Origin of the sequence: Microcoleus anatoxicus (assembly GCF_042465725.1) — a bacterium.
Lineage (GTDB): Bacteria > Cyanobacteriota > Cyanobacteriia > Cyanobacteriales > Microcoleaceae > Microcoleus > Microcoleus anatoxicus.
On the sequence record NZ_CP120853.1, the window covers coordinates 3,516,749 to 3,539,746 of the forward strand.

The following is a 22,998-nucleotide window of genomic DNA, read 5'->3' on the forward strand; positions in this document are numbered from 1 at the left end:
CAACCCTGCTACTGCTGATTTTTCCTAGGACTTATCATATCAAATCTGGTAGCACGACCTATGATATAGAGGACACTGCACGTGCCCAAAGCGTGTCAACTTAAGGTACAACCGATAGTCCAACCGGGGTTGAAACCCAGGGCTGTTTCATTCTCAAACAAATCATCGTTTTGTAGGGGTAGTGGATGGTGCGTGCCTACCCTCCTCATCCACGATTTTGTAGGTGTTTCAGGCATCAGGGCAACCACGGGGGGATTGCCCCTACAAGAGAATGAAACAACCCTGGGTTGAAACCCCTGTCTCAAAGCTCAAGTCCTCTCTCTCTTGACTGAAGAACTCATTAGTCCTCTTTTAGAGGACTTTCGCTATTAGACAGGGACTTCAGTCTAAGAGCGGGCTTTCGGCTTAAGTTGACTAGATTTCAAAAAAAAACAGGTTGGGTTTAATTGTATTAAACCCAACCTATTAATTAAATGAGAATTAAGACTTTAGCCTTGATTCACAACAGATACATTTAACCCGGTAAATCCAGGACTAGGCCAGAATTAGCCGTGTATGGCAAGACGGGTGAAAGCAGCAAGCTCTCCCGTCAAGGAGGTATCTCTCAAAGCTTTCAACGAAATATTGAAAGCGCCATTTAAATCTCTGTCCATACTTTGAACAGGTTTTTGATGTGTATTCTTTCGTTATGTCTACTACAAAACTGCTATATTTAGCAGTCTGATGCTTCAACACTCGATCAACAGTACCAGCTTTTACCTGATTATTCAAGAAGTTTCTAGAAAATCATTTACTTTGCATCAACAGTCGGTTTTAAACTTTCTTCCGACTTCGATCGATCTAAACCATTTTGAACTGCCACAGATTCCTTCATCGGTTTCCGCGCTTCTATTAAACTCAGAGCTTTGTTGACACCTTCAGGTAAAATTACTACCAAACTGCCAGCCGGTGCTTCATCTAAAGCCTTGTTAATCGCAACGGTTTCATCGAGAATCAACTCATATTCAACCTTAGATTGAGCGCCGGTTCGTGCAGCCATACTCTCTGCAATCCCCTGACAAATTAACTTGGCCACCACACCGGGTTCCCGGCCGCGCCGATCGAGATCTTCCTTGACAATAATGCGATCGAAAATATCCGCCGAAAGTTTACCCAACAGGACAAAATCCTCATCTCGCCTGTCTCCAGGCGCACCAATTACCCCAATCCGCATTCCATCCCAATTCTGTACGAAACTCCCCAAAGCCTTGTAACTGTGAGGGTTGTGGGCATAGTCGAGCAAAGCGTGATATTTACCCAAATTAAACAGGTTCATCCGTCCGGGAGTTTGACCTACCGATGCCTGGAAGCTTGACAAAGCCGATCGAATGTCCTCTATTTTCACTCCTTGGGCAAAAGCAGCCAAACAAGCTGCTAAAGCATTGGCAATCATGAACGGTGCCCGTCCGCCCATCGTCAGAGGCACGTTGACAGCCTGCTCAATTCTCAGCGTCCAATCGCCCTTCAGGATCGACAAATAGCCATTTTCGTAAATTGCAGCCAGCCCGCCCGCAGCCGTATGTCTTGCCACCAGTTCGTTATCTGGATTCATGGAGAAATAGGCAATTTGAGCCTTGACACTTTGCGCCATTCGTGATACTAGCGGATCGTCTGCATTCAGGACTGCATAGCCCTTGGGCATCACCGACTCTACCAGCACGCTCTTGAGGGTGGCCAGTTGTTCCACGGTGTCGATGTCGCCAATGCCTAAGTGGTCGGCGGCGACGTTCAAGACGACGCCCACATCGCACTGGTCGAAGCCCAAGCCCGATCGCAAAATTCCGCCCCTAGCTGTTTCCAGCACCGCGACTTCCACCGTTGGGTCAGACAAAATCAACTGAGCGCTTTGGGGCCCGGTATTGTCTCCGCTTTCCACCAAATATTCACCGATGTAAGTACCGTCAGTAGTTGTATACCCAGTAACTTGGCCAGTCTGCTTGACAATGTGGGCCAGGAGGCGAGTGGTGGTAGTTTTGCCGTTTGTCCCCGTTACTGCTAAAATCGGCACCCGACTCACTCCCGGAGAGGGGAACAGCATATCCATCACTGCCCCGGCGACGTTGCGGGGCAAACCTTGACTCGGTGCAACGTGCATTCTGAAACCTGGTGCTGCGTTGACTTCGACGATGACACCATCGACATCGCGCAGGGGTTTTGAGATATCGGCGGTTACGACGTCAATGCCGGCGATGTCCAAACCGATAATTTTGGCAACTCTGGAAAATAACCAGACGTTTTCGGGGTGGATTTCGTCGGTGCGATCGACTGCAATTCCCCCGGTACTCAAGTTGGCTGTCGCCCGCAAAAATACTCTTTTCCCTGATGGTACTACTGAGTCGAGGCTATAGCCTTGTTTTTGCAGCAAATCTAAAGACAATTTATCGATCGTAATCCGGGTGAGAACATTATCGTGTCCGTCTCCCCGCTGCGGGTCGCTGTTGACTTCTTCAATTAACTGTTCTACGGTCTTTTTGCCATTACCCACCACGTTAGCTGGGACTCGTTCTGCTACGGCTACGACTTGACCGTTGACTACCAATACTCTGTGATCCCTACCTGTGTAATAGCGTTCAATAATGATGCTTTTGGTTTTTGAGGCTGCGCTGGCGAGGTCGTAGGCTTCTTCTGCTACTTCCCAGGAATTGATGTCGATGGTGATGCCGCGTCCGTGATTGCCGTCTAGGGGTTTAATCACAATGGGATAGCCGCCCACTTCTTCGATCGCACTTTCGAGTTCATCTAAATAATTAATTACCGTACCTCTGGGTACTGGCACACCGGCACTACCCAGGATATTTTTAGTACCTTCCTTGTCGCAGGCTAGTTCTACTCCCAAAACTCCTGTGCGGTTGCTCAAAGTTGCTTGAATCCGCTTTTGATGAACCCCATAACCTAACTGGATCATGAACCTCGCACTCAATTGCATCCAAGGAATGCCACGAGCTTCCGCTTCCTTGACCAGTGTTTCGGTACTCGGTCCCAAGGCCGCCGACGCTGCAAAATCTGTGAGGTCTCTTAAATCTTGGGCCAACTCTGTAGCTGAGTAAGTGCCGGTACTGACAATGCTTTGGCACAAGCGGACCCCAGCCCTTGCGGCGTAGCGACCTGCTTGTTCGTTTTGATACTCAAGTACCACTTGGTAAATGCCTGGGGTCGAAGTCTCGCGGGTGCGACCGAATCCCGCAGGCATTCCTGCCATTTCCTGAAGTTCTAGGGCGACGTGTTCGATGACGTGTCCCATCATCGTGCCTTCTTTAACACGTTGTAGGAACCCTCCCTGACGACCTGGGGAACAAAAATGCTCGTACAAACTCGGCAGCACCCCCAGTAAACCCTCGTAGAATCCCGGAATTTCGGCTGTGGTTTTGTTTGCTAAATCTTCTAAATCTAGACGCATGACGATCAGTTTTTGGCGTCGGATACTCCAATAATTAGGGCCGCGCAAGGTCTGGATTTTTAGTATTTTCATAAAGCCTCGTAGATGTTTGGAAAGCCTAAATTTTGAGTTGGATGATGAAAAACTACTCAGGGGATTTTCATCGCCATGACTCGACTGGATTTGTAGGAGAGAAACTTTATATCGAGTCCCTGAGCCTTTTGGGTCAATTTTTTGCCAGTTTCTAGGCGGAAATCTGATAGTTTAAATTCCCAGTTTCAAGATACAACAATTATTGAGAAACAACTTTTTGGTAGCACTCACCAATCAGTTTAATTCTTCAAAACCTTTTCTGTTCGCCACAAACTCTCTTCTGAGGGTGATTCAAACTGAGTTTGTGGCTGCTGAGTATTGCACTGGAAGGATGAGCTTCGCAGGGCAGTTACCATTGGCATTTTGCAATGTATCTTTGACTTTATTGGATCATTTATTCAATTTCAAGCCTGAGTCTCCGATAAACTGTTCGCCAAGAACATTTTTGTACTAATTTTTCAGTTATTGCCCACGGAATTGGAGATTTGAGCTGTGAGATGGGCAGAGCCACATCCCTTCGGCAATCTGACAATCGGGCATGGGTTTCTGATGTTCCCATAGCTTATCCTCCGTCCTCAATCTTTGGCTACTAATTCATGATTGACGAGGGCGGATGACTATTATTTGCTGTCTTAGTTCGAAGTGCGGCATTCAGGAGGCCACCCAGACTCGGCACAAGCCGAGGAGGGCATCGCTTTGCCTAGGCCAATATTGTAACAATCTCCGTGGCAAAGTACGTGCAGGCGCAGATTGAACAGGCTCAATGGTTCTGTCGCTCCTACGTGAGGCTCGTTGGTGTAAAGCATTTCCCTAGAATCGACAATAGTCACAGTTCCTTTACCGAGAATTTTAATCGTGTCGTCTCCTTCAAATAGGGCGCAGGTGTCTTCGTCAATACCTAGAGCCAGCAGATCCGGGTGGGAGGAAATCGCCGACAGCAACCGAGCCATGCGATTCCGGTTATGAAAATGCTGATCTACAATCACGGACGGTATAATGTCCAGACCGTTTGCCAAATCTACTAAAGAGCGATTGGGAGAAGCGCCACTCCCGCCGCCTGCAATCATGTGATAGCCCATCACAGCAGCCCCAGCACTGGTTCCAGCTAGGGTAATTTTGCCTTCTCTGGCTTCTTTGCGAATTTTGTCCATTACGGGTGTGTCCGCCAGCAACCCGCACAGCCGCAGTTGGTCGCCACCTGTGATAAATACGCCCGTACAGTCTTCTAAGTAATCCTTCCACACGGGGTTTTCGGCCTGTTGGCGTTCCCGGATGTCAACTACTTTGACTGCACTGACACCCATGTCGTCAAAGATGGTGCGGTAGCGGTTGCTAATCCCTTCTGGATCTCGCGAAGCTGAGGGAACGATCGCCAGCCGCGCCTCTGTACCCCCAGAACGGTGAAAAAATGTGTTCAGAATCTCGCGGCCGTGAACTTTGTCTTCGGCTCCCCCGATCACCATAATCGAGGTTTTTGTGCGCTGGGGGATGTTTTGTTCAAGGGCTGGAGATGTCAATTGCTGCATGGTGTGTCTTCCTAAGTTAGGTGTGAAATTAAATTTTGCCGTGTTGTGGGTACGATCGGCGTTTTGAAGACTGAATAATTTGGCTGGAGATTTGAGCGGCGATCGCGATCGCGCGCACATCAGGAAGCTAGTTTAGTGCTCTTGTAGGGACACTCAAGCGAGCCCATTGGTGTCAACTTAAGTCTGAAAGCCTTTGTATCTCTTGTTCATAGCCAAGTCTAGATCCCCCTAAATCCCCCTTAAGAAGGGGGACTTTGATCCATTTCCGGTTCCCCCCTTCTTAAGGGGGGCTAGGGGGGATCTAGGCTTAACAGTAAAACCGTAGTCTCTGACTGGGTTTGACCTTAAGTTGACACCTATGGACTCGCTTGAGTGTCCCTACTTTGCCGTTGTATACATAAAAATAAAAATTGAGGTGCAAAAATTTTAAGAAATTATGAAGAATAATACAATTACCGAAAATCGATCGCCATCTAGAGGTCAAACTAGAGGAAGTGTGTTGATAAATTCCAATTATTGTGCGATTTGACCTTGTTACCCTATTTCCAGAATTTTTCTTTGCTCCCCTAGGGTCGGGACTGATGGGCAAAGCCTTAGCTAAAAATATTGCTGAGGTTAACTTTGTCAATCCTCGTGATTTTACCACAGACAAGCACCACCGAGTGGACGACGAACCCTACGGTGGTGGAGTGGGGATGTTGATGAAGCCGGAACCAATTTTCGCTGCGGTGGAGTCCCTGCCAATTTTGCCCAGGCGGGAGGTGATTTTGCTCACTCCCCAGGGGGAACCAATGCAGCAGGCGATGTTTCGGCGGTTGGCTGCTGAGTGCGACCAGTTGGTGTTGATTTGCGGTCATTATGAAGGTGTGGACGATCGAGTTTTGGATTTAGTGACTCGTGAGGTGTCTTTGGGCGACTTTGTACTCACAGGGGGCGAAATTCCGGCCTTGGCTTTGATTAATGGAGTTTTACGGCTGTTGCGCGGCACTGTGGGGAAGGAAGATTCTTTGAAGTTTGAGAGTTTTGAGGACGGACTTTTGGATTATCCGCAGTATACTCGACCAGCCGATTTTCGGGGATTGAAGGTTCCTGATGTTTTATTATCTGGGAATCATGCGGAAATTGCCCGTTGGCGAAGGGAACAGCAAATTGCCAAAACTCGATCGCACCGCCCTGATTTGTATGAACGCTGGTTGCACGAAGGGGGAAAATAGATCATCTGCTATCCTAAAGAAACACATAAATAACTCTGTTTTACCAGCTCTAACTTATGTCACTAGCCGTAGAAAACTTACCAATAGATTTAATTACCGATGATGGCGAACCGATGGAAAGCAATAACCATAGAGTTTCGATGAATTTACTCATCCAATCCCTCAAATATTACTGGCGCGATCGACAAGACTTTTTTGTAGGTGGCAATATGTTTGTCTACTACAGCATAAACCAAGTCAAAAATCAAGACTTCAAAGGCCCTGATTTCTTTGTTGTCTTAGATGTAGATGGAACCACAAATAGAGATGCTTGGATTGCTTGGGAAGAAGATAGTCGCCTCCCCGATGTAGTAATTGAATTAATGTCTCCCTCAACTGCCGAAGTAGATTTAACCACCAAAAAAGATATCTACGAGCGTAAATTAAAAACCCAAGATTATTTTGTCTACAATCCCAAAAATCCTAGTTCTCTAAGAGGTTGGGAATTAATTAATCGTCGATATCAATCCTTATCTCCTAATCAACAAGGGAGATTATATTGTGAATCGTTAGGGTTGTGGCTGGGCATATGGGAAGGTCAAATAGAAAACTCTCAAGGTGCTTGGTTGAGGTTTTTTGATGCCGATGGAAATTTAGTATTAATGGGAGATGAAGCTGAAACTCAAAGAGCCGAATTAGAGCGACAACAGAAAGAGCAGGCAATACAACAATTAGAAATTGAAAAGCAACAGAAAGAAAAGTTAGCCGCCAAATTAAGAGAGTTGGGTATTGACCCAGATGAAATTTGATTGCTTGGATATTTGAAGTTGGATTTTCCCCATTCCCCATTCCCCATAGGTGTCAACTTAACGTCAAACCGATAGTCCGACAGGGGTTGAAACCCCTGTCTAATAGCTAAAGTCCTCTAAAAGAGGACTAATGAGTTGAACATTCTTCTCTTCAGTCCTCTTGAGAGGACTTTAGCTTTGAGACAGGGGTTTCAACCCCTGTCGGACTCGCGGGCCCACAGACGGACTTGGCGGGCTTTCAGGCTTAAGTTGACACCAATTCCCCATTCCCCATTCCCCCATTCCCCATTCCCCATTCCCAAATGAACATTCGCATCGGTAACGGCTACGACATTCACTGCTTAGTGACCGATCGCCCCCTCATCCTGGGCGGCGTGAACATTCCCCACACATTGGGATTACTCGGTCACAGCGACGCCGACGTACTCACTCACGCGATTATGGACGCAATGCTTGGAGCACTCAGCCTCGGAGATATCGGGCATTATTTCCCACCGACTGACCCCAAATGGAAGGGTGCTGATAGTCTAGTCTTGCTAGAACAAGTCAACCAGTTGATATTAGATAAAGGCTGGGAAATCGGCAACATTGATTCTGTAATTGTAGCAGAACGTCCGAAGCTGAAACCGCATATTGAAAAAATGCGCGATCGCCTTTCTAGCGTCCTCAAGCTCAACCCAGACCAAATCGGCATCAAAGCCACCACCAACGAAAAATTAGGCCCCGTCGGGAGAGAAGAAGGCATCGCAGCTTACGCTGTAGTTTTGTTAATGCTAAAATAGAACTATAGAATCTCTAATTGACTGTAAAGTTAATCTCAAATCCAACATCGCTAGGAAGCCTGAAATCATGGACACTGACACTTGGGAGTTAGAATTACCCGTAGACGCGGATGCGATCGCGTTGGATAAGGACGATAACATAGTCGTGCTAATCGAGGTTAAAATTATTCAAGCTCAAGAACCAGCCGCGAAACAGAAAATTATCGATCGCGCGACCGATTGGCTGAAAGCTGTGTTAGCTAAGCTGTCTGAAAAAAACGCGATCGTTCCTTATGCTATGTTTGTTGATGCGGAAAAAATTTTGATTTTTAAATGGGATGGTGTGAATTTATCGGAGCCTGTTTGCACTCTCAATACTGGTGAGATATGTCGCTATTATATGCCGACTTTTGGTAGTAAATGGCTCTCTGAACGTACCCTTGGGGGACTGATTGAATCGTGGCTGCATGACTTAGATTATAACTGGAAATCAGAAAATCCGCCAGCATCAGAACAGATAGCAGCCATCGGTTTGCTGCCATTACTCGCAGGTGGAACAACAAAATCAGGAGTGGAATTAGGTGGCAATTATATATATCGAGACCAACTTTCTGATGAGTATTGCTACAGGGCGTGAGACTGAAGCAATTATGTTGCTCAGAGATTTGTCCTCATCAGTTCAGTTAGTCATACCCAGCGTTTGTTATATGGAAGCTTGGTCAGCTTTCGAGGACGAGCTGAAGCGACAAAACTCTTTTAAGGAACAGCTAAGCCGCCAAATTAGCGAAACAAAGCGAGATGTGACCTCTGAAAAGGTCGCATCTCTATCTTTTTACCTAGAAGAGTCATTAGTTTACTATCTCGAACGAATAGATGAAATTGAATTGCGGTTGCGTGAAGCAATTTCTCTGATGTCAGAAAATGCCCAAATGATTGTATTAAATTCAGAGATTATTCAAGCAAGTTTAAACAGACCTATTATCAAAAAAGACCCAACAGATAATTTGATTTTACACTGTATCCTCAGTCATGCCCGATCGCATTCTACAGAAACCAAAGTATTTCTCAGCGGTAACGTCAAAGAATTTGGTCTATCGGAAGTTCAAAATACTTTGCGAGAGGCGGGGATTACAAAGTATTTCTCTGCCACTAAAAACTTTCTAGGTTGGCTACAATCTCAATCATAATTACACGCAGGTGGTACAGTAAATTATTATGAAAATTTTCCCTATTTTACATTCAAAGCGCCGCTGGCTGGCTGTTCTGCTAGCAGCAATTGCTACCATAGCGTTGTCTGCGTGCACTCCAGCCCGATCGCAATTAACAAACAGACTCATCGTCCCCACCCCCAGCGGCCCAGCCACCTTTAACTATCCGCTAAATCAGTCAGCCTACAGCGTTTTTGGCTATCTCAATGAAGGATTGATCAACGAAAACGGTTTAACATCAGAACTAGAACCCGGTTTAGCAGAGTCTTGGAAAGTCTCTAAAGATGGCAAAAAGATTGTCTTCACCCTGCGAGAGGGATTGAAATGGTCTGATGGCGAACCGATGACTACGGATGACATTATCTTCAGCTATGACAAGATTTATTTCAACGATAAAATCCCCAGCGGCTTAAAAGATACTCTCAGAGTTGGGATGAGTCGCCAATTCCCCAAACTCAAAAAAATTGATAGTCGTCGGGTTGAATTTTCGGTAGCAGAACCCTTTGCTCCATTTATTAGATATGCTGGGGGAATACCAATTTTACCTGCCCATATTTTACAAGAATCAATTAGCAATACAGATAGTGAAGGCAAGCCGAAGTTCCTGAGTACCTGGGGAACCGATACAGACCCCCAAAAAATTGTCGGTAATGGTCAATATCGAATGTTAAGCTATACTCCTAATCAGCGAGTTGTGTTAGAAAGAAATCCCTATTTTTGGCGTAAAGATACTCAGGGAACAGCTCAGCCCTACATCCAGCAAATAGTCTGGCAAATTATCGAAAATACTGATACTCAACTGTTGAATTTTCGCTCTGGTGATTTGGATAGTCTGGACGTGCAGCCCGAAGTGTTTCCGCTGCTGAAAAGGGAGGAAAAACGCGGTAAATATACGGTATTTAACGGTGGTCCCGACACTGGCAGTGTATTTATGTGTTTCAATCTGAATCAGGGTCGTAATGCTCAAAATCAGCCCTTTGTAGACCCGATTAAATCTCGGTGGTTCGCAACTAAGGAGTTTCGGCAGGCGATCGCCTATGGTATCAACCGCGACGCCATGACTAACAATATCTATCGCGGACTTGGCGCGCCCCTGCATTCCCCAATTCCAGCCCAAAGCCCGTTCTACTTATCCCCAAAAGAAGGATTAAAAACTTACAACTACGCTCCCCAAAAAGCCAAAGAATTACTGTTAAGTGCTGGGTTCAAGTATAATGATGAAGGGGATTTATTGGATCGGGATGGGAACAAAGTGCGATTTACTTTGTTAATGGCTGCGGGAAAAAAAGTTCGGGAACAAATGGGAACGCAAATCAAACAAGATTTGGGCAAGTTAGGGATGCAAATTGATACACAATTTCTGAGTTTTAACACTTATGTGGAAAAGCTGCGTTTGACTAAAAATTGGGATACTTACCTCGGTGGTTTTACGGGAGGTCTTGAACCGCACAGCGGCTACAATATTTGGTCGGTTAACGGTACATTACACAGTTTTAACCAGGGTCCGCAGGCTGGAGAACCGCAGATTAAGGGTTGGAAAGTGGCTGACTGGGAACAAAAAATTGATGACCTTTACGTGAAAGCTTCCCAGGAACTAAACGAGGCGAAGCGCAAGGAACTTTATGCTGAGACACAGCGGATTATCGCAGAACAAGTGCCGTTTATCTATATGGTGAATCCCTTGACTTTTGAGGCGGTGCGCGATCGCATTTCAGGAATAAAATACAGTGCCATAGGAGGTGCTTTCTGGAACTTATACGAACTAAAAATTACTGAATAGTCAGTAGTCATTAGTTATTAGTCATTAGTCATTAGTCATTAGTCATTAGTCATTAGGATAGCGACAATTCCCAATTCCCAATTCCCAATTCCCAATTCCCAATTCCCAATTCCCAATTCCCAATTCCCAATTTTCATGCAACCAGAAATCTTACAACAGTTACTCCAATCTGTAGCCGCCGGTGATGTCAGTCCCGCCACAGCTTTAGAAAAACTCAAGCATTTTGACTTTGAACAAGTGGGCGATTTTGCAAAAATTGACCACCACCGCAAATTAAGAACCGGTTTCCCAGAAGTAATTTGGGGACCTGGTAAAACACCAGACCAAATTGTGGAGATTATCCAGGCGATGCGCGGGCGAAACCCTGCGGTGATGGCGACGCGAATTGAACCGTTCGTTTTCGAGCAATTACAGCAGAAAATACCCGATTTGTGCTATTACCAAAAAGCTCGAATTTGTGCTATTTCTCCTAGTTCTCCTACTTCGCAACATCCAGGTAAAGTAACAATTATTAGTGCAGGAACAGCAGATTTGGCTGTAGCGGAAGAGGCGGCTGTTACTGCCGAACTTTGCGGTTTTCAAGTACAGCGTTTGTGGGATGTGGGAGTTGCCGGCATTCACCGCTTGCTGAGTAATCGCCACGTTATTGATGATGCTGATGTGTTGATTGCAGTCGCGGGTATGGAAGGTGCTTTGGCGAGTGTGGTTGCGGGTTTGGCAGATTGTCCGGTGATTGCTGTGCCGACAAGTGTTGGTTATGGCGCTAGTTTTGGCGGGATTGCGCCTCTTTTAACTATGCTTAATTCTTGTGCGGCTGGTGTTGGCGTGGTGAATATTGATAATGGGTTTGGTGCGGCAATTTTGGCCTGTCAAATTCTCAGAACCGCTGGCCGAGTTGGGAAAAATTAACAAATAGACCTCGATCGTATTCATTGTGGAACAGGCATCCTGCCTGTTCAAGACCTGCTTTTCTGGAAAGGTCTAATGAAAAGCCCCTATCCCGGTAGATTATTACGATCGCCCTTAATTCACTACCAAGGGCGATCGCACTTTTCATTCTTTCCCTAAATCAACCGAAAACTAGCAGATGTAATCGCATTGGTACTCACTCCAATCATCACACCTAACTGCTCCCCTGTCAAGAGGTTTTTGATAATTGTTCCCTGATTATTTTGAGTTATTTCCAACTGACCAAAACTCAAGCCTCCGCTTAATCCAATCAAATCTTGACCTACGGTAAAATCAGCGATAACATCAAATCCTCGACCAGTTGTTAAGACAAAGATATCATTCCCACTACCTCCGATCAAACTATCATTACCCAAATCTCCGTAAAGGATATCATTGCCTTTCCCGCCCATGAGAGTATCGTTATCTTCACCTCCATAAATAGTATCATTTCCTTCGCAGCCTCCCAGGATATCGGCTCCTTCATTACCACTGATTAAATCATTGGATTCGCCACCACAGATAGTATCATTTCCCTCATTTCCAAACAGGTAGTCATCACCATCACTACCAAGGATGATGTCATCACCTTTACCTCCATATAAGGTATCATTACCCTTGCCACCATCAATGAAATCATCATTTCGATTCCCATAAACGATGTCATCACCTTCGCCGCTATTTAGCGAGTCATTGCCTTTGCCTCCAAAGATTAAATCGCTGCCCAAGTCACCAAGGATGATGTCGTTTCCTTCATCTCCAAATAAAATATCATCCCCATTACCACCAGTGATAAAATCATTGCCTTCGTTGCCGTTGAATATGTCGTTTCCATCGCCACCAGATAAGTTGTCATCCCCCGATTTAGCATCGAATATATTCCCAGAGTTGCTGCCGAGAAATTCATCGTTTTTGGCGGTGTCTATTTGAATTCCAGATCCACCGAGTATGGTGTTTTCAACAGAGTTAGGTTGGTTTAAGTTGGGATAGGGAATGTCATCGCAGATGCAGTCGTCATTTGGTACAGGTGCAGGAGTTGGTGTTGGTACAGGTGCAGGAGTTGGTGTTGGTACAGGTGCAGGAGTTGGTGTTGGTACAGGTGCAGGAGTTGGTGTTGGTACAGGTGCAGGAGTTGGTGTTGGTACAGGTGCAGGAGTTGGTGTTGGTACAGGTGCAGGAGTTGGTGTTGGTACAGGTGCAGGAGTTGGTGTTGGTACAGGTGCAGGAGTTGGTGTTGGTACAGGTGCAGGAGTTGGTGTTGGTACAGGTGCAGGAGTTGGTGTTGGTACAGGTGCAGGAGTTGGTGCTGGTGTTGGTGCAGGAGTTGGTGCTGGTGTTGGTGCAGGAGTTGGTGCTGGTGTTGGTGCAGGAGTTGGTGCTGGTGTTGGTGCAGGAGTTGGTGCTGGTGTTGGTGCAGGAGTTGGTGCTGGTGTTGGTGCAGGAGTTGGTGCTGGTGTTGGTGCAGGAGTTGGTGCTGGTGTTGGTGCAGGAGTTGGTGCTGGTGTTGGTGCAGGAGTTGGTGCTGGTGTTGGTGCAGGAGTTGGTGCAGGAGTTGGTGCTGGTGTTGGTGCAGGAGTTGGTGCTGGTGTTGGTGCGGTATCGTTATCAGTATTAGTGACTGCGACATCAGCCGGATTAACACCATTATAATTAGTATCGGAACTGGTAGCTGCTGCGGTGACAATGTTGTAAGCAGCATTTCCGTCTACTACTAATTCATCTACTCCGGTGACAGTGACAGTTTGGGGAGTATTCCAGTTAGCATGTGAAAGTAACACTGTTTTTATCGACACTACCTTCGGTAGTTTGACTGCTAGTTAATGGAATGGTGACATCGGCTGTTGGTTGAGTGTTTAAAACTACTGTAAATGTAGCCTTACCTCCGGCTTCAGTGGTAGTTAATCCTGTGGTGGGTGTGACAGTGATGCCTTTGGTGTCGTTGTCGGTGTTGGTGACGGCTACATCAGCGGGTTTGAGATTTTTGTAGTTGGTATCTGTGGTAGTTGTATCAGCCGTCGTCAGAATTTGATAGGCTTGATTTCCGTCAGCAATTGAATCATCTACTCCGGTAACGGTGACAGTTTGTGCCACATTCCAGTTAGCAGAGGTGAAAGTTAAACTGGATTTATCTACCGTACCTTCGGTAGGTTTACTGCTAGTTAATGGAATAGTGACACTCGCTGTTGGTTGACTATCTAAAACTACTGTAAATGTAGCCTTACCTCCGGCTTCAGTTGTTGTTAATCCTGTGGTGGGTGTGACAGTGATGCCTTTGGTGTCGTTGTCGGTATTAGTAACAGCAACATCAGCGGCATTAAAACCACTGTAATTGGTATCGGTACTGGTAGCCGCAGCAGTGACTATGTTGTAGGCAATATTTCCATCAACTACGCTATCATCTACTCCGGTAACGGTGACAGTTTGTGCTACATTCCAGTTAGCTGCTGTGAAAATCAAACTGGATTTATCTACCGTACCTTCAGCGATGTTACTGCTAGTCAATGGAATAGTGACATCGGCTGTTGGTTGCGTGTTTAACTTGACTGTAAATGTAGCCTTACCTCCGGCTTCAGTTGTTGTTAATCCGGTGGTTGGGCTGACAGTGATGCCTTTGGTGTCGTTGTCGGTGTTGGTGACGGCTACATCAGCGGCATTAAAACCACTGTAATTAGTATCGTCACTGGTGGCCGCAGCAGTGACAATGTTGTAGGCAATATTTCCATCAACTAGGGTATCATCTACTCCGGTAACGGTGACAGTTTGTGCTACATTCCAGTTAGCAGAGGTGAAAGTTAAACTGGATTTATCTATCGTACCTTCAGCGATGTTACTGCTAGTCAATGGGATAGTGACATCGGCTGTTGGTTGCGTGTTTAAAACTACTGTAAATGTAGCCTTACCTCCGGCTTCAGTGGTAGTTAATCCGGTGGTTGGGCTGACTGTGATGCCTTTGGTGTCATTATCAGTAATCGTCACACTTTGATTAGTAGTAGTTCCTAATGCTATTCCTGTTGATGGGCTGTTAATCGTTAAAGTAGCCGTTTCCTCACCTTCGATAAGATTATCATCATTAACTGTAATGGTTACTTGCCCCGTCTTGCTACCATCTGGTATCGTGATTTGAGTGGGAATAGCACCAGTAAAATCAGCAGGACTAGCAGTACCAGTTAATGCTAAATTGACTGTTTGAGCGCCGACGACATTACCTTCAGCAGTGGCGGTAAAGGTAATAGCTGTTGTCCCAGCTTCGCTGGCAGTATTTGTGCTGGCAGTGAGGTTAACTTTCGGTACGGGAATGGTAATATTAAAGGTAGCTGTGTTGGAAAGGTCAACACCACTATTCGCTGTACCGCCGCTATCTTGCAGTTGCACACTCACGGTGGCGGTACCGGGTTTACCACTGGGAGTGTAGGTTAGTGTGCCATTGGTTGCTACACTTGGTTGAGTTGTAAATAAGCTATTGTCGCTGTTGCTAGTAATAAGGTAGTTGAGGACTGTTTGAGTTGATTCATTGGCGGGGCCGATGACAACAGTATTTGCCCAACTGCTAACAATTTGAGCTGTGTTTGTCCAAGCTGTTAGGGTTTGATTGCCAGCGTTACTGAAACTGGGTTTGTCATTGACGGCGTTGACGTTGACAGCAAAGGATTTAGTTACAGTACCAGTATCCGCATCTGTGACGGTGACGCTGATGTTAGCAGTGCCGTTAGCATTGACTACGGGAGTATATTGGAGGGTAGCCGTGCCATTATTGTTATTAGTAATGGTGGGTGTACCCGTTAAGCCTGTGTTCGCGGAAGTGGCTGTGATAGTGAGGGCGTTAGTTGCGGTTTCGATATCACTTATGCCTGTGAGAGTAATCGTTTGTTGAGCCGCTTCTTCATTAATTGCGGCTGGATTAGTGATGTTACCCAGGAGGGGGACATCGTTATTTTTTGATGCTAATGTGTAGTAGCCATCATTGAGTAATCCGATATTAACATTATTGAAAGTTACTTGGTCGCCAGTAATACTAAAAGTGCTGTTAGTCGTGAAAGTGGCATTGTTAACGTAAGCGAAATTACCTGTGGTTCCAGAGCGATATAATAAATGATATTTTCCACTAGGAGTACCACCTAATCCAGAGTCGGAAAAATCGAAGGTGAGGTTGGCTGTTCCACCATTAGTATTGACATCGGTTTTATCGAGATACCACACGCGAGATAAACGATTAATGCCAGTGGCGCTGGGAAGGTCTGTTGTCACATTGGTAGCATTCGCTGTTTCTATTTGACCGGCAACGAGATAGTCGCCGTTGTCTTGCAGGAATGTGCCATTATCAATTTTTAAACCGCCTGTGGTGTTGCCAGAAATGTTGCTACCGTTGGCTTCTTTGCCGATTCCTGCTACATTCCAGTCGTAGTCGCTACCAGCATTATCGCCTGCATATCTATCGTTACTGATAGTAGTGATATTGTATTTAGCACTGAGGTAGTTATCAACTAGGGTGTGTTCGGCGTTGTTCAAAGCTTTGTCATACAAGATGACTTCCGAAATATCCCCAACGAAAAGAAAATTAACAGCTCCTTCGGTTTGTCCACCTCCTACCCGGAGAGGTTTTGATGTATTTGGAGAAAAAGTAGTGGCAGAACTGGTTTGTGTGCCATTAACTGATATTGTATTTTGGCTACCATTGTAGGAACCAGATGTAATATATCCGCTATTTAAAGTGATAGGATTATTATCACCGACCCCACTCCAACCAGAAAAATCACCTGTACCTGTCTGCGAAAACCATTGATTATCATCTAAAGCATAGAGCGTATATCCCCGAAGGGGAGAGACATCTCGGCTCGTAATGGGAGACCGAACTGTGCCTACACCATCGGTGACTTGGTTGACTGTAATAACCGTGTATTGATTTGGATTTAAGCTTGGGTTAAAAGCAGTGTCTAAGTATTGGGTGCCATTAAATGAGAGGGTGGGTAGGCTATTAAAGCCCGCAGTTTTATAGGTAGGTTGTGCAGCGCCAGTGGCTTGAGTAAGAACTATTCCATTACCAGATGAGTCGTTCCAAGTACCAACAGAAGCGCCATTTGTGAATCCTGTTAAAGCGTCGGCCTTTAGCCACAATTTTAAATTATTTGTACCTGTTCCAACTCCACCCAATCCATCACCTAAAATACCACTGTAAGCGGCCGTAACTGCGGGAGAAAATGCTAAAGCAGCTTTAATTTCACCGATAATAAATTCTAAGTTCCAGTCTCCTCCTAGCTTGGCATTTCCTGTGGGAGTAGTGGATGCTGCGACATTAGCTTTAGTTAATTGACTAAGGCGTTTAACGAAGGCTTTTCCTTGCTTAGTTTGGGCAACATTACATCCGTAGAGGAGAATATCTGCGTTAGCTTTTAAGGCTTTGCCCCACTGTTTTACGGTGGCTGCGTGGGTTTCTAGGGTTGTTTCGTTGAGGGGAGAGTTACCCAGAAATAGAGTGCCGTCGCTCCCGTGAGAAAGGATATGAATTGCTTCAATATCTTTTTCTCCTGCCAAGGCTTTTGTAATTTGATCGATCGCGCTCAAATTTTCATTTAAAATGAAAATTTGAGCGCGATCGGCGTTGTCAATTAGGCTTTGATAGTCTTGGACTGAGGAGTCTACGAAAATTATTTGCTTGTTCATATTTGTATATCGTCTGATAGTTTTTGCTTAGTCTTAGATATGCAACCCGTTAAAAATCTATAGCAATCCTTGCAGGAGTCGTAAAGTTTTTTACCCCACCCCAACCCTCCCCTTATTAAGGTCCGGGAGTAAGAAATTCACAAATGATTTAGGATTGCTATATAGGAAATAGTTCCCGAATTAAGGGTAATTTGCTGCACCACAGTCGATTGGTGTCAAAGATGATTTCTTTTTCAGCTTGCGGGTGGTAGTAAGCAGAAAAGATACTCAGAATCAGCGCCCTTTTTTGTTCCGGTGAAATAAATACGGAAAACTCATTGTCTTCGCTCGTCGCTTCTAACATTCGCTCTACTAAACCCCCCACTGGGCTAGTCATGGCCGCGTGAAACCGGGGATTTTGGCGCAGCAAAGCCGCCATTAAAGTAGAGCCTGAGCGTGGTAGTCCTGAGATGAAGTGGGCTTTCACTGGCATCGCGTTACAATGCGTTTGTATAAATTATATTCGAGGTAAATATATCATACTAAGGGCATATTTTTTGAGATTATATGTTTATTTAATATTTATTAACACAACCTCAAGGTTTACCATGTCTAGATTGTGTAACAGTTAAAAAAGCCAAAGTTCAGGATGAAAAGTGAGGGAAAGCGGTACTCAACACGGATTGAAATAGGGATAAAAATTATACATAATTCAAGCCAATTATCACACTTAAATCAACTTGTCGGGTGCGTCAGATGAAGTTATAGATTGATAGAATAAGGGTTTGGATCTAGTAGAAAACCCTACTATGTGCCTGCGTAGCTCCTGTTATAAAAACTACAGCTACAGATAGTTGGTGGTGTGTCGGAGAGTTACCCACAGCAAAGAAACTGAGTTTTTTACCGAATCTAGGGGTTTGAACCAAGTATTGTCGTAAAAAACCCCGGTGGTTGAGCGAAGCGGCGCAGTTTATCCGCTCGCCCTTCGACTTCGCTCAGGGACCACGTAGTCGAAGGGATCAGGGGCCACGAAGTGTCGAAACCTTGAACCCCCATCGTAAGTAGGGACACTCAAGCGTGCCGTTTCCCTACAATATTATTTTGGGGTAGGGAAACGGCATTGCCGTGTCCTCCGTTGCTCGCGAGCGCGATTATTTTGGGGTAGGAAGAATTGCCAGCCAAATCGGATAACCAGAAGAATCCTCAACTTTCAACTTTTGCGCTTGATAACTCTTGCTAGTCCAAGTCGCTACTGTTTGCAGACTTTCTGTCAAAAAACTTTCGCTTCCAAAGGCTTCAAAGCCCAAAGTCCAGGATGGACTGCCATTAATATTCAATTGAGTAATTTCCACTATGCAGCCTTGAGGTATGGGCGCTTCTACAGGGACAGACATCAGTACGCCTGGGGCAGAAACTTGGTAAAGACGCTGTGCTCGTTTTTTCTTGACTTTCACCCACTTTCCTGTGGCGATTAAATCCGGCGGCAGTGGCCCGATGGTGTCAGCACAAATCCACTTCAGCCACTTCTCGGCTTTCCCTTCCCAACGGTTGCCGAACAGCATCGCCCCACTTTCTGCCTGTCGCCACTTTACTTGTAAATTTTTTTGTCGCAGTTTGACTCCTAAGTAGTCGCAGCCCGGTATCAGTAAATATAAGTCTTCTCGTTCTTCAGGGGGTGAAAGATACCCACCGAGACTTTCGCTTCCAAACCATTGCCCGATCGCCTTTGGTAACATTCCGTTACAAAACCACCGCATTTCCAGACTGGTACGCATAATTCTTTCCTCTGTTCCCAAATTTTCGTCAAACCCAGACCGGATTTGCTATATACCTTGCACTCTTTAACCTCGCTGACTCTATCCTCCCCTGTCGGGGGCCGAGAGTCTACTACCTCCTGTTTCGATCGACTATCTAAAAAAAACTTTCTCACATTCCTTTACATATCTTCATAAGTCTGTTACATTTATTTACAGTACGCAAAACCAATTTAGGAAAAAAACATGACTAACAAAGGCTTAATGCTGGACGACCAAGGTAAACTGAACAATTTTGCGATCGAGCCTACAGTATACGTGGATGACCAACAGCGCACCGGCTTCACCCCCTACGCCGAACGCTTAAACGGTCGCCTCGCCATGATTGGTTTTGTCTCTCTGTTGGCTTTGGAAGTTTCCACCAAACATGGATTGATTAGCTGGCTGACCCATCTGTAATGATGCTCTTAAAAATTAAACTGGACGGCTATGGGTTGTAAGCGCTAGGCAAACTGCAATCCATAGCTTAACTGTTTTTAGGGGCAAGGTTTGGTGGGATAATTAAAAATAAATATTTAACTGTCATTCGATCGCAAAAAATAATGATCAAACGAATTGTAAGCATACTTCTGGTAGTTTTCAGCATTACCTTGACCAGTTGTGTATCTAATGTTGTCGGACTTAAAAGCCATGTGGATACTGGCGATGGCTATCAGTTTCTCTATCCCAACGGCTGGCTACCAATTGCGGTTGCTAATGGCCCGGATGTGGTATTTCGCGATTTGATTCAGCAAACTGAGAATGTTAGCGTAGTCATCAGTCCTGTCACGGGAGATAAAACTCTGGCAGATTTGGGAACACCATCGGAGGTTGGTTACAAACTTAGCAAAAATGCGATCGCTCCTCCCGATTCTGGCCGAGAAGCTGAGTTAGTCAATGCTGGATCTCGCGAATCGCGATCGAAAAACTATTACATTTTAGAATACGCCGTCAAGCTTCCAAACCAACAACGACATAACTTAGCAAGCGTAGCCGTCAGTCGCGGCAAACTATTTACACTCAACATTTCCACTACGGAAGAACGTTGGCCGAAGGTAAAAGAAGCTTTTGAGAAAGTAGTTAAATCTTTTTCTGTTTATTAGGGAATTGGGAATTGGGAATTGGGCATTGGGCATTGGCAAAATAAATAACTAATAACCAATAACTAATGACCAATGACTACTGACTAATGACTTCTTAACTTATGAAAAAACCAACTTTTGTATTAGCATCAGCTTCCCCAGCACGCCGCCAACTGCTAAAAAATGCTGGAATTCAAGCTGTAATTTGCCCAAGCGATTTTGATGAAGGGCAAATTGAAATGAGGGATGCTCTAAATTAGTCCAGGTTTTAGCCGAGGGAAAAGCTGATGCTGTAGCTGAGTTGTTGCGGGCTAATTCTCATCCCCAAATTCCTCATCCTAATTCCTGTTTGGTGTTAGGATGTGATTCAATTTTGGTGATTGATGGGGAGATTCACGGCAAACCGCAGGATGCCGAAGAGGCAATTTCCCGTTGGCAGCAAATGCGCGGTAAAGTAGGTGAACTGTATACTGGCCATGCTTTAATTGATCGTAGATTGGATGATTTCAATGAGGCAATGGATCGATCGATTGTTCGCTGTCAAGTTACAAAAGTTCATTTTGCCGAAGTTACCTCACGCCAAATTGCTGCTTACGTTGCTACCGGAGAACCTCTCGCCTGTGCCGGCTGTTTTGCTCTCGAAGGTAAAGGGGGGTTTTTTATAGAAAAAATCGAAGGCTGTCATACCAATGTGATTGGTTTGAGTTTGCCTTTGCTGCGGCAAATGCTTCGGGATATGGGATATGATGTGGCGGATTTTTGGCAGTCTTAATATTCTTGGATTCATGTCACGAATTGGTCTACGCATCTAACTCCAGAAACCGGTTTTTTGGGGTTTCTACGACTGTAATGAAATATTCTCAGAAAAACCCGGTTTCTGGTCACCCGCGCATCAGTCCTGTTTATGTTAATGGGAGATGGACAATCTGATCTTGGTATTCATCATCGAATGAACCATCAGCAATCAAAATCAATTCCTCAATATTTTGCCCAATACTTAAATCTGAGTTCAAAACGAAAATTCCTGGAATATGTCTGCTTTCAGCCATATTATCTGCCAGATGGACGGGCATTGACTTCCGGTTATTTGTCACTAAAATAAAACCATTATCCTCACACCAAATCAAAATCTCCGGATCGAGTGTACTTTTCGGAGGTGTACCAATGTCGCCCACTGACCAAACTACTAAATCAGGGCGTTTCCGCCGAAGCTGTGTGGCATAAATGGGCGTAACATTCTCATCCATCAAATATTTAAGCGCCATTCCTTAAGCACCCTGGATTGCAGTTTGTCTTTCCCGTTCAGCTTTCAATTTTCGCAACCTTTCTGTTGCCGGATGGGGATTTGCTGCTTGCATTTTTCGCTGCTGATGCGACCATTCCAACCAATCTTGTATATATCGACTTACTGATTCATTGTTCAGCAAATAATACAAAATAGTTGTGTAAACTTCTGCCAAAGTTAGAGAGGGATAGAGTTGCTGAATTTCTTCGGCGGTGCGTTCCCGATACAAATACTCATATAGCACTGTCTCAATCCCGATGCGATGTCCTTTAATGCGAATATCATCCGCTGCTAAGAAATCAAAATACTCATTCAGTCCCATGTCTAAACTTCCTGTTTTAGCTATCTACTATTCTACTATTCGGTTTGTTGAGAAACTATAATGCGATCGATTTCTTCGCGGTGGCGATCGTAAGAGCCCGACAGAGGACACTCAAGATGCCGTTTCCCTACCCCAAAATTATCGTAGGGAAACGGCATCTTGAGTGTCCTCCGCTGCCTACGCATCACTATCCCAGGGCGATCGCACTGTCAGATACAGAGGTAAACTGAAGTTGACTCGGTGACACATCTTTCACTAAACCCAAGATATTGCCGGTACTTGCTTCCCGAATCACCGTCGCCTTAGTGTTTAATATTCTAAACTCAGTAGTGATAATGCTTCCTGGAGGAATAGGCCCGCTGCTGTCGTAATCTCTGGCATCACCAATTGTGATAAACCTTTCGGTTAAAATCAGATCGTTTCTCGTCAGCCCAGACGCTAATCCAATTAAATCTCCTTGAGATGGATTGTAATCGAGAATAAAATCTGCGGGTACTGCTTCTACATTAGAAGGAAAAGTCCCCACAGGACGGGGTTGCTCGGAACCAAATTCTGTGGAGGTTGCTCCTGCTTCTCTTCTAATTATAAACAAATCTGCACCTTCTCCTCCCCAAAGTCGATCGACTCCAGCATCACCAATCAGAGTATCGTTACCACTTTCTCCTAATAAAGCATCATTGCCTTTACCGCCCCGAACAAAATCATTTCCCGTACCTCCGTAAGCATAATCATCGTCTCGATCGCCACTGAGGATATCATTAGCACATTCTCCATAAATAAGGTCAGAATCTTGACCGCCGCGAATAGTGTCGCTACCACAACCTCCGATTAAAGTATCTCTGCCACTGTTACCATTAATTAGTTCCGCACCACCGGAACCTCGGACAAAATCGTTGCCTCCCAAGGCCCGCACTCCCCCCGGAGTATTGCGGAGAATTCCATTGGCTAATTGAACTATATCGTCATTGGCAGTCAGGTCAAAAAAGTTGGGGTCGCCTTGATTTGGCAAGGGGCCAGTTAATAATTTGATGTTTGGGGGATCGGCAATAATTGGGTCGGTGTTTTCAGCTAATGCTCTAATTTCTCCCACGGTGGTTTCTGACATCCTAACTTTCTCCTATTTTGATTGACTTTGTTGACACTTTG

19 protein-coding genes and 1 pseudogene are annotated in these 22,998 nt (G+C 45.3%); 10 read left to right on the forward strand and 10 right to left on the reverse strand.

The annotated features are described in order from the left end of the window. Positions 1–790: 790 nt before the first annotated feature. Together cphA and P2A85_RS15185 are read right to left on the reverse strand one after the other, a co-directional pair. Complete coding sequence (gene cphA, locus P2A85_RS15180) at positions 791–3,508, reverse strand: cyanophycin synthetase (protein ID WP_377473451.1); 2,718 nt, start codon at positions 3,506–3,508, stop codon at positions 791–793. Between the two features lie 632 nt (positions 3,509–4,140). Beyond that, positions 4,141–5,034 carry a cyanophycinase gene (locus P2A85_RS15185; protein WP_377481512.1) on the reverse strand — a complete coding sequence of 298 codons (894 nt, stop codon included), beginning with the start codon at positions 5,032–5,034 and terminating at the stop codon, positions 4,141–4,143. Positions 5,035–5,552: 518 nt separating this feature from the next. Here P2A85_RS15185 and trmD point away from each other — a divergent pair. From trmD to larB, 7 genes are all read left to right on the forward strand, one after another. Further along, a complete protein-coding gene (gene trmD, locus P2A85_RS15190) occupies positions 5,553–6,248 on the forward strand; it encodes a tRNA (guanosine(37)-N1)-methyltransferase TrmD (RefSeq protein WP_377473453.1) in 696 nt (231 codons plus the stop codon). A gap of 56 nt (positions 6,249–6,304) precedes the next feature. After that, entirely contained in the window at positions 6,305–7,036 is a 732-nt protein-coding gene (locus P2A85_RS15195) for a Uma2 family endonuclease (RefSeq protein ID WP_377473455.1), read from the forward strand. A gap of 302 nt (positions 7,037–7,338) precedes the next feature. Then, a complete protein-coding gene (ispF, locus tag P2A85_RS15200; protein WP_377473457.1) occupies positions 7,339–7,818 on the forward strand; it encodes a 2-C-methyl-D-erythritol 2,4-cyclodiphosphate synthase in 480 nt (159 codons plus the stop codon). A 67-nt stretch (positions 7,819–7,885) separates the two neighbouring features. Then, positions 7,886–8,434 carry a hypothetical protein gene (locus tag P2A85_RS15205; RefSeq protein WP_371117524.1) on the forward strand — a complete coding sequence of 183 codons (549 nt, stop codon included), beginning with the start codon at positions 7,886–7,888 and terminating at the stop codon, positions 8,432–8,434. Next, entirely contained in the window at positions 8,412–8,984 is a 573-nt protein-coding gene (locus P2A85_RS15210; protein ID WP_371117523.1) for a PIN domain-containing protein, read from the forward strand. Before P2A85_RS15205 ends, P2A85_RS15210 begins: the two co-directional genes overlap by 23 nt. Positions 8,985–9,012: 28 nt before the next feature. Beyond that, on the forward strand, positions 9,013–10,785 hold the full coding sequence (locus P2A85_RS15215) for an ABC transporter substrate-binding protein (RefSeq protein WP_377473460.1): 1,773 nt from the start codon (positions 9,013–9,015) through the stop codon (positions 10,783–10,785). A 135-nt stretch (positions 10,786–10,920) separates the two neighbouring features. Then, positions 10,921–11,694, forward strand: coding sequence for a nickel pincer cofactor biosynthesis protein LarB (larB, locus tag P2A85_RS15220; protein ID WP_377473462.1), 774 nt, complete (start codon positions 10,921–10,923; stop codon positions 11,692–11,694). Between the two features lie 155 nt (positions 11,695–11,849). Here larB and P2A85_RS15225 read toward each other — a convergent pair whose 3' ends face one another. The 4 genes from P2A85_RS15225 to P2A85_RS15240 all read right to left on the reverse strand — a co-directional run bounded on the left by P2A85_RS15225 (position 11,850) and on the right by P2A85_RS15240 (position 19,145). Then, positions 11,850–13,511: a calcium-binding protein gene (locus P2A85_RS15225; RefSeq protein WP_377473464.1), complete on the reverse strand. Its 1,662-nt coding sequence runs from the start codon at positions 13,509–13,511 to the stop codon at positions 11,850–11,852. Beyond that, positions 13,492–17,391, reverse strand: coding sequence for a DUF4347 domain-containing protein (locus tag P2A85_RS15230; RefSeq protein ID WP_377473466.1), 3,900 nt, complete (start codon positions 17,389–17,391; stop codon positions 13,492–13,494). The genes P2A85_RS15225 and P2A85_RS15230 overlap by 20 nt, the downstream gene beginning before the upstream one ends. Before the next feature lie 157 nt (positions 17,392–17,548). Next, positions 17,549–17,863, reverse strand: coding sequence for a sulfotransferase (locus tag P2A85_RS15235; RefSeq protein WP_377473468.1), 315 nt, complete (start codon positions 17,861–17,863; stop codon positions 17,549–17,551). A gap of 658 nt (positions 17,864–18,521) precedes the next feature. After that, positions 18,522–19,145, reverse strand: coding sequence for a hypothetical protein (locus tag P2A85_RS15240; RefSeq protein WP_377473470.1), 624 nt, complete (start codon positions 19,143–19,145; stop codon positions 18,522–18,524). Between the two features lie 225 nt (positions 19,146–19,370). Between P2A85_RS15240 and P2A85_RS15245 the strand changes: the two genes are divergently transcribed. The 3 genes and pseudogenes from P2A85_RS15245 to P2A85_RS15255 all read left to right on the forward strand — a co-directional run bounded on the left by P2A85_RS15245 (position 19,371) and on the right by P2A85_RS15255 (position 21,017). After that, the gene (locus P2A85_RS15245) at positions 19,371–19,583 is read left to right on the forward strand and encodes a chlorophyll a/b-binding protein (RefSeq protein ID WP_377473472.1); all 213 of its coding nucleotides are present in this window, start codon (positions 19,371–19,373) and stop codon (positions 19,581–19,583) included. Between the two features lie 143 nt (positions 19,584–19,726). Next, positions 19,727–20,266 (forward strand): photosystem II reaction center PsbP, encoded by a 540-nt coding sequence (gene psbP / locus P2A85_RS15250; RefSeq protein ID WP_377473474.1) that lies wholly within the window; start codon positions 19,727–19,729, stop codon positions 20,264–20,266. Positions 20,267–20,367: 101 nt separating this feature from the next. Then, a pseudogene (locus P2A85_RS15255) lies at positions 20,368–21,017 on the forward strand (Maf family protein). A gap of 130 nt (positions 21,018–21,147) precedes the next feature. On the opposite strand, the gene P2A85_RS15260 reads toward P2A85_RS15255, so the two are convergent. From P2A85_RS15260 to P2A85_RS15275, 4 genes are read right to left on the reverse strand one after another with little or no spacing between them, the layout of a single operon-like run. Next, on the reverse strand, positions 21,148–21,510 hold the full coding sequence (locus P2A85_RS15260; RefSeq protein ID WP_377473476.1) for a DUF5615 family PIN-like protein: 363 nt from the start codon (positions 21,508–21,510) through the stop codon (positions 21,148–21,150). A gap of 3 nt (positions 21,511–21,513) precedes the next feature. Continuing rightward, entirely contained in the window at positions 21,514–21,852 is a 339-nt protein-coding gene (locus P2A85_RS15265) for a DUF433 domain-containing protein (RefSeq protein ID WP_377473478.1), read from the reverse strand. A 35-nt stretch (positions 21,853–21,887) separates the two neighbouring features. After that, positions 21,888–22,010, reverse strand: a complete 123-nt coding sequence (locus P2A85_RS15270) for a hypothetical protein (protein WP_377473480.1) — start codon at positions 22,008–22,010, stop codon at positions 21,888–21,890. A 29-nt stretch (positions 22,011–22,039) separates the two neighbouring features. Beyond that, entirely contained in the window at positions 22,040–22,957 is a 918-nt protein-coding gene (locus P2A85_RS15275; RefSeq protein WP_377473482.1) for a calcium-binding protein, read from the reverse strand. Positions 22,958–22,998: the final 41 nt, after the last annotated feature.

Bases quoted from the DNA above. Each gene is read 5' to 3' on its own strand.
- P2A85_RS15195 (WP_377473455.1), top strand. From the start codon at position 6,305: ATGTCACTAGCCGTAGAAAACTTACCAATAGATTTAATTACCGATGAT.
- larB (WP_377473462.1), top strand. From the start codon at position 10,921: ATGCAACCAGAAATCTTACAACAGTTACTCCAATCTGTAGCCGCCGGT.
- P2A85_RS15230 (WP_377473466.1), bottom strand. From the start codon at position 17,391: ATGAACAAGCAAATAATTTTCGTAGACTCCTCAGTCCAAGACTATCAA.
- P2A85_RS15215 (WP_377473460.1), top strand. From the start codon at position 9,013: ATGAAAATTTTCCCTATTTTACATTCAAAGCGCCGCTGGCTGGCTGTT.
- P2A85_RS15205 (WP_371117524.1), top strand. From the start codon at position 7,886: ATGGACACTGACACTTGGGAGTTAGAATTACCCGTAGACGCGGATGCG.
- ispF (WP_377473457.1), top strand. From the start codon at position 7,339: ATGAACATTCGCATCGGTAACGGCTACGACATTCACTGCTTAGTGACC.
- P2A85_RS15210 (WP_371117523.1), top strand. From the start codon at position 8,412: ATGAGTATTGCTACAGGGCGTGAGACTGAAGCAATTATGTTGCTCAGA.
- psbP (WP_377473474.1), top strand. From the start codon at position 19,727: ATGATCAAACGAATTGTAAGCATACTTCTGGTAGTTTTCAGCATTACC.
- P2A85_RS15260 (WP_377473476.1), bottom strand. From the start codon at position 21,510: ATGGCGCTTAAATATTTGATGGATGAGAATGTTACGCCCATTTATGCC.
- cphA (WP_377473451.1), bottom strand. From the start codon at position 3,508: ATGAAAATACTAAAAATCCAGACCTTGCGCGGCCCTAATTATTGGAGT.
- P2A85_RS15235 (WP_377473468.1), bottom strand. From the start codon at position 17,863: ATGCCAGTGAAAGCCCACTTCATCTCAGGACTACCACGCTCAGGCTCT.
- P2A85_RS15245 (WP_377473472.1), top strand. From the start codon at position 19,371: ATGACTAACAAAGGCTTAATGCTGGACGACCAAGGTAAACTGAACAAT.
- P2A85_RS15185 (WP_377481512.1), bottom strand. From the start codon at position 5,034: ATGCAGCAATTGACATCTCCAGCCCTTGAACAAAACATCCCCCAGCGC.
- P2A85_RS15275 (WP_377473482.1), bottom strand. From the start codon at position 22,957: ATGTCAGAAACCACCGTGGGAGAAATTAGAGCATTAGCTGAAAACACC.
- P2A85_RS15240 (WP_377473470.1), bottom strand. From the start codon at position 19,145: ATGCGTACCAGTCTGGAAATGCGGTGGTTTTGTAACGGAATGTTACCA.
- P2A85_RS15270 (WP_377473480.1), bottom strand. From the start codon at position 22,010: ATGCCGTTTCCCTACGATAATTTTGGGGTAGGGAAACGGCATCTTGAG.
- P2A85_RS15265 (WP_377473478.1), bottom strand. From the start codon at position 21,852: ATGGGACTGAATGAGTATTTTGATTTCTTAGCAGCGGATGATATTCGC.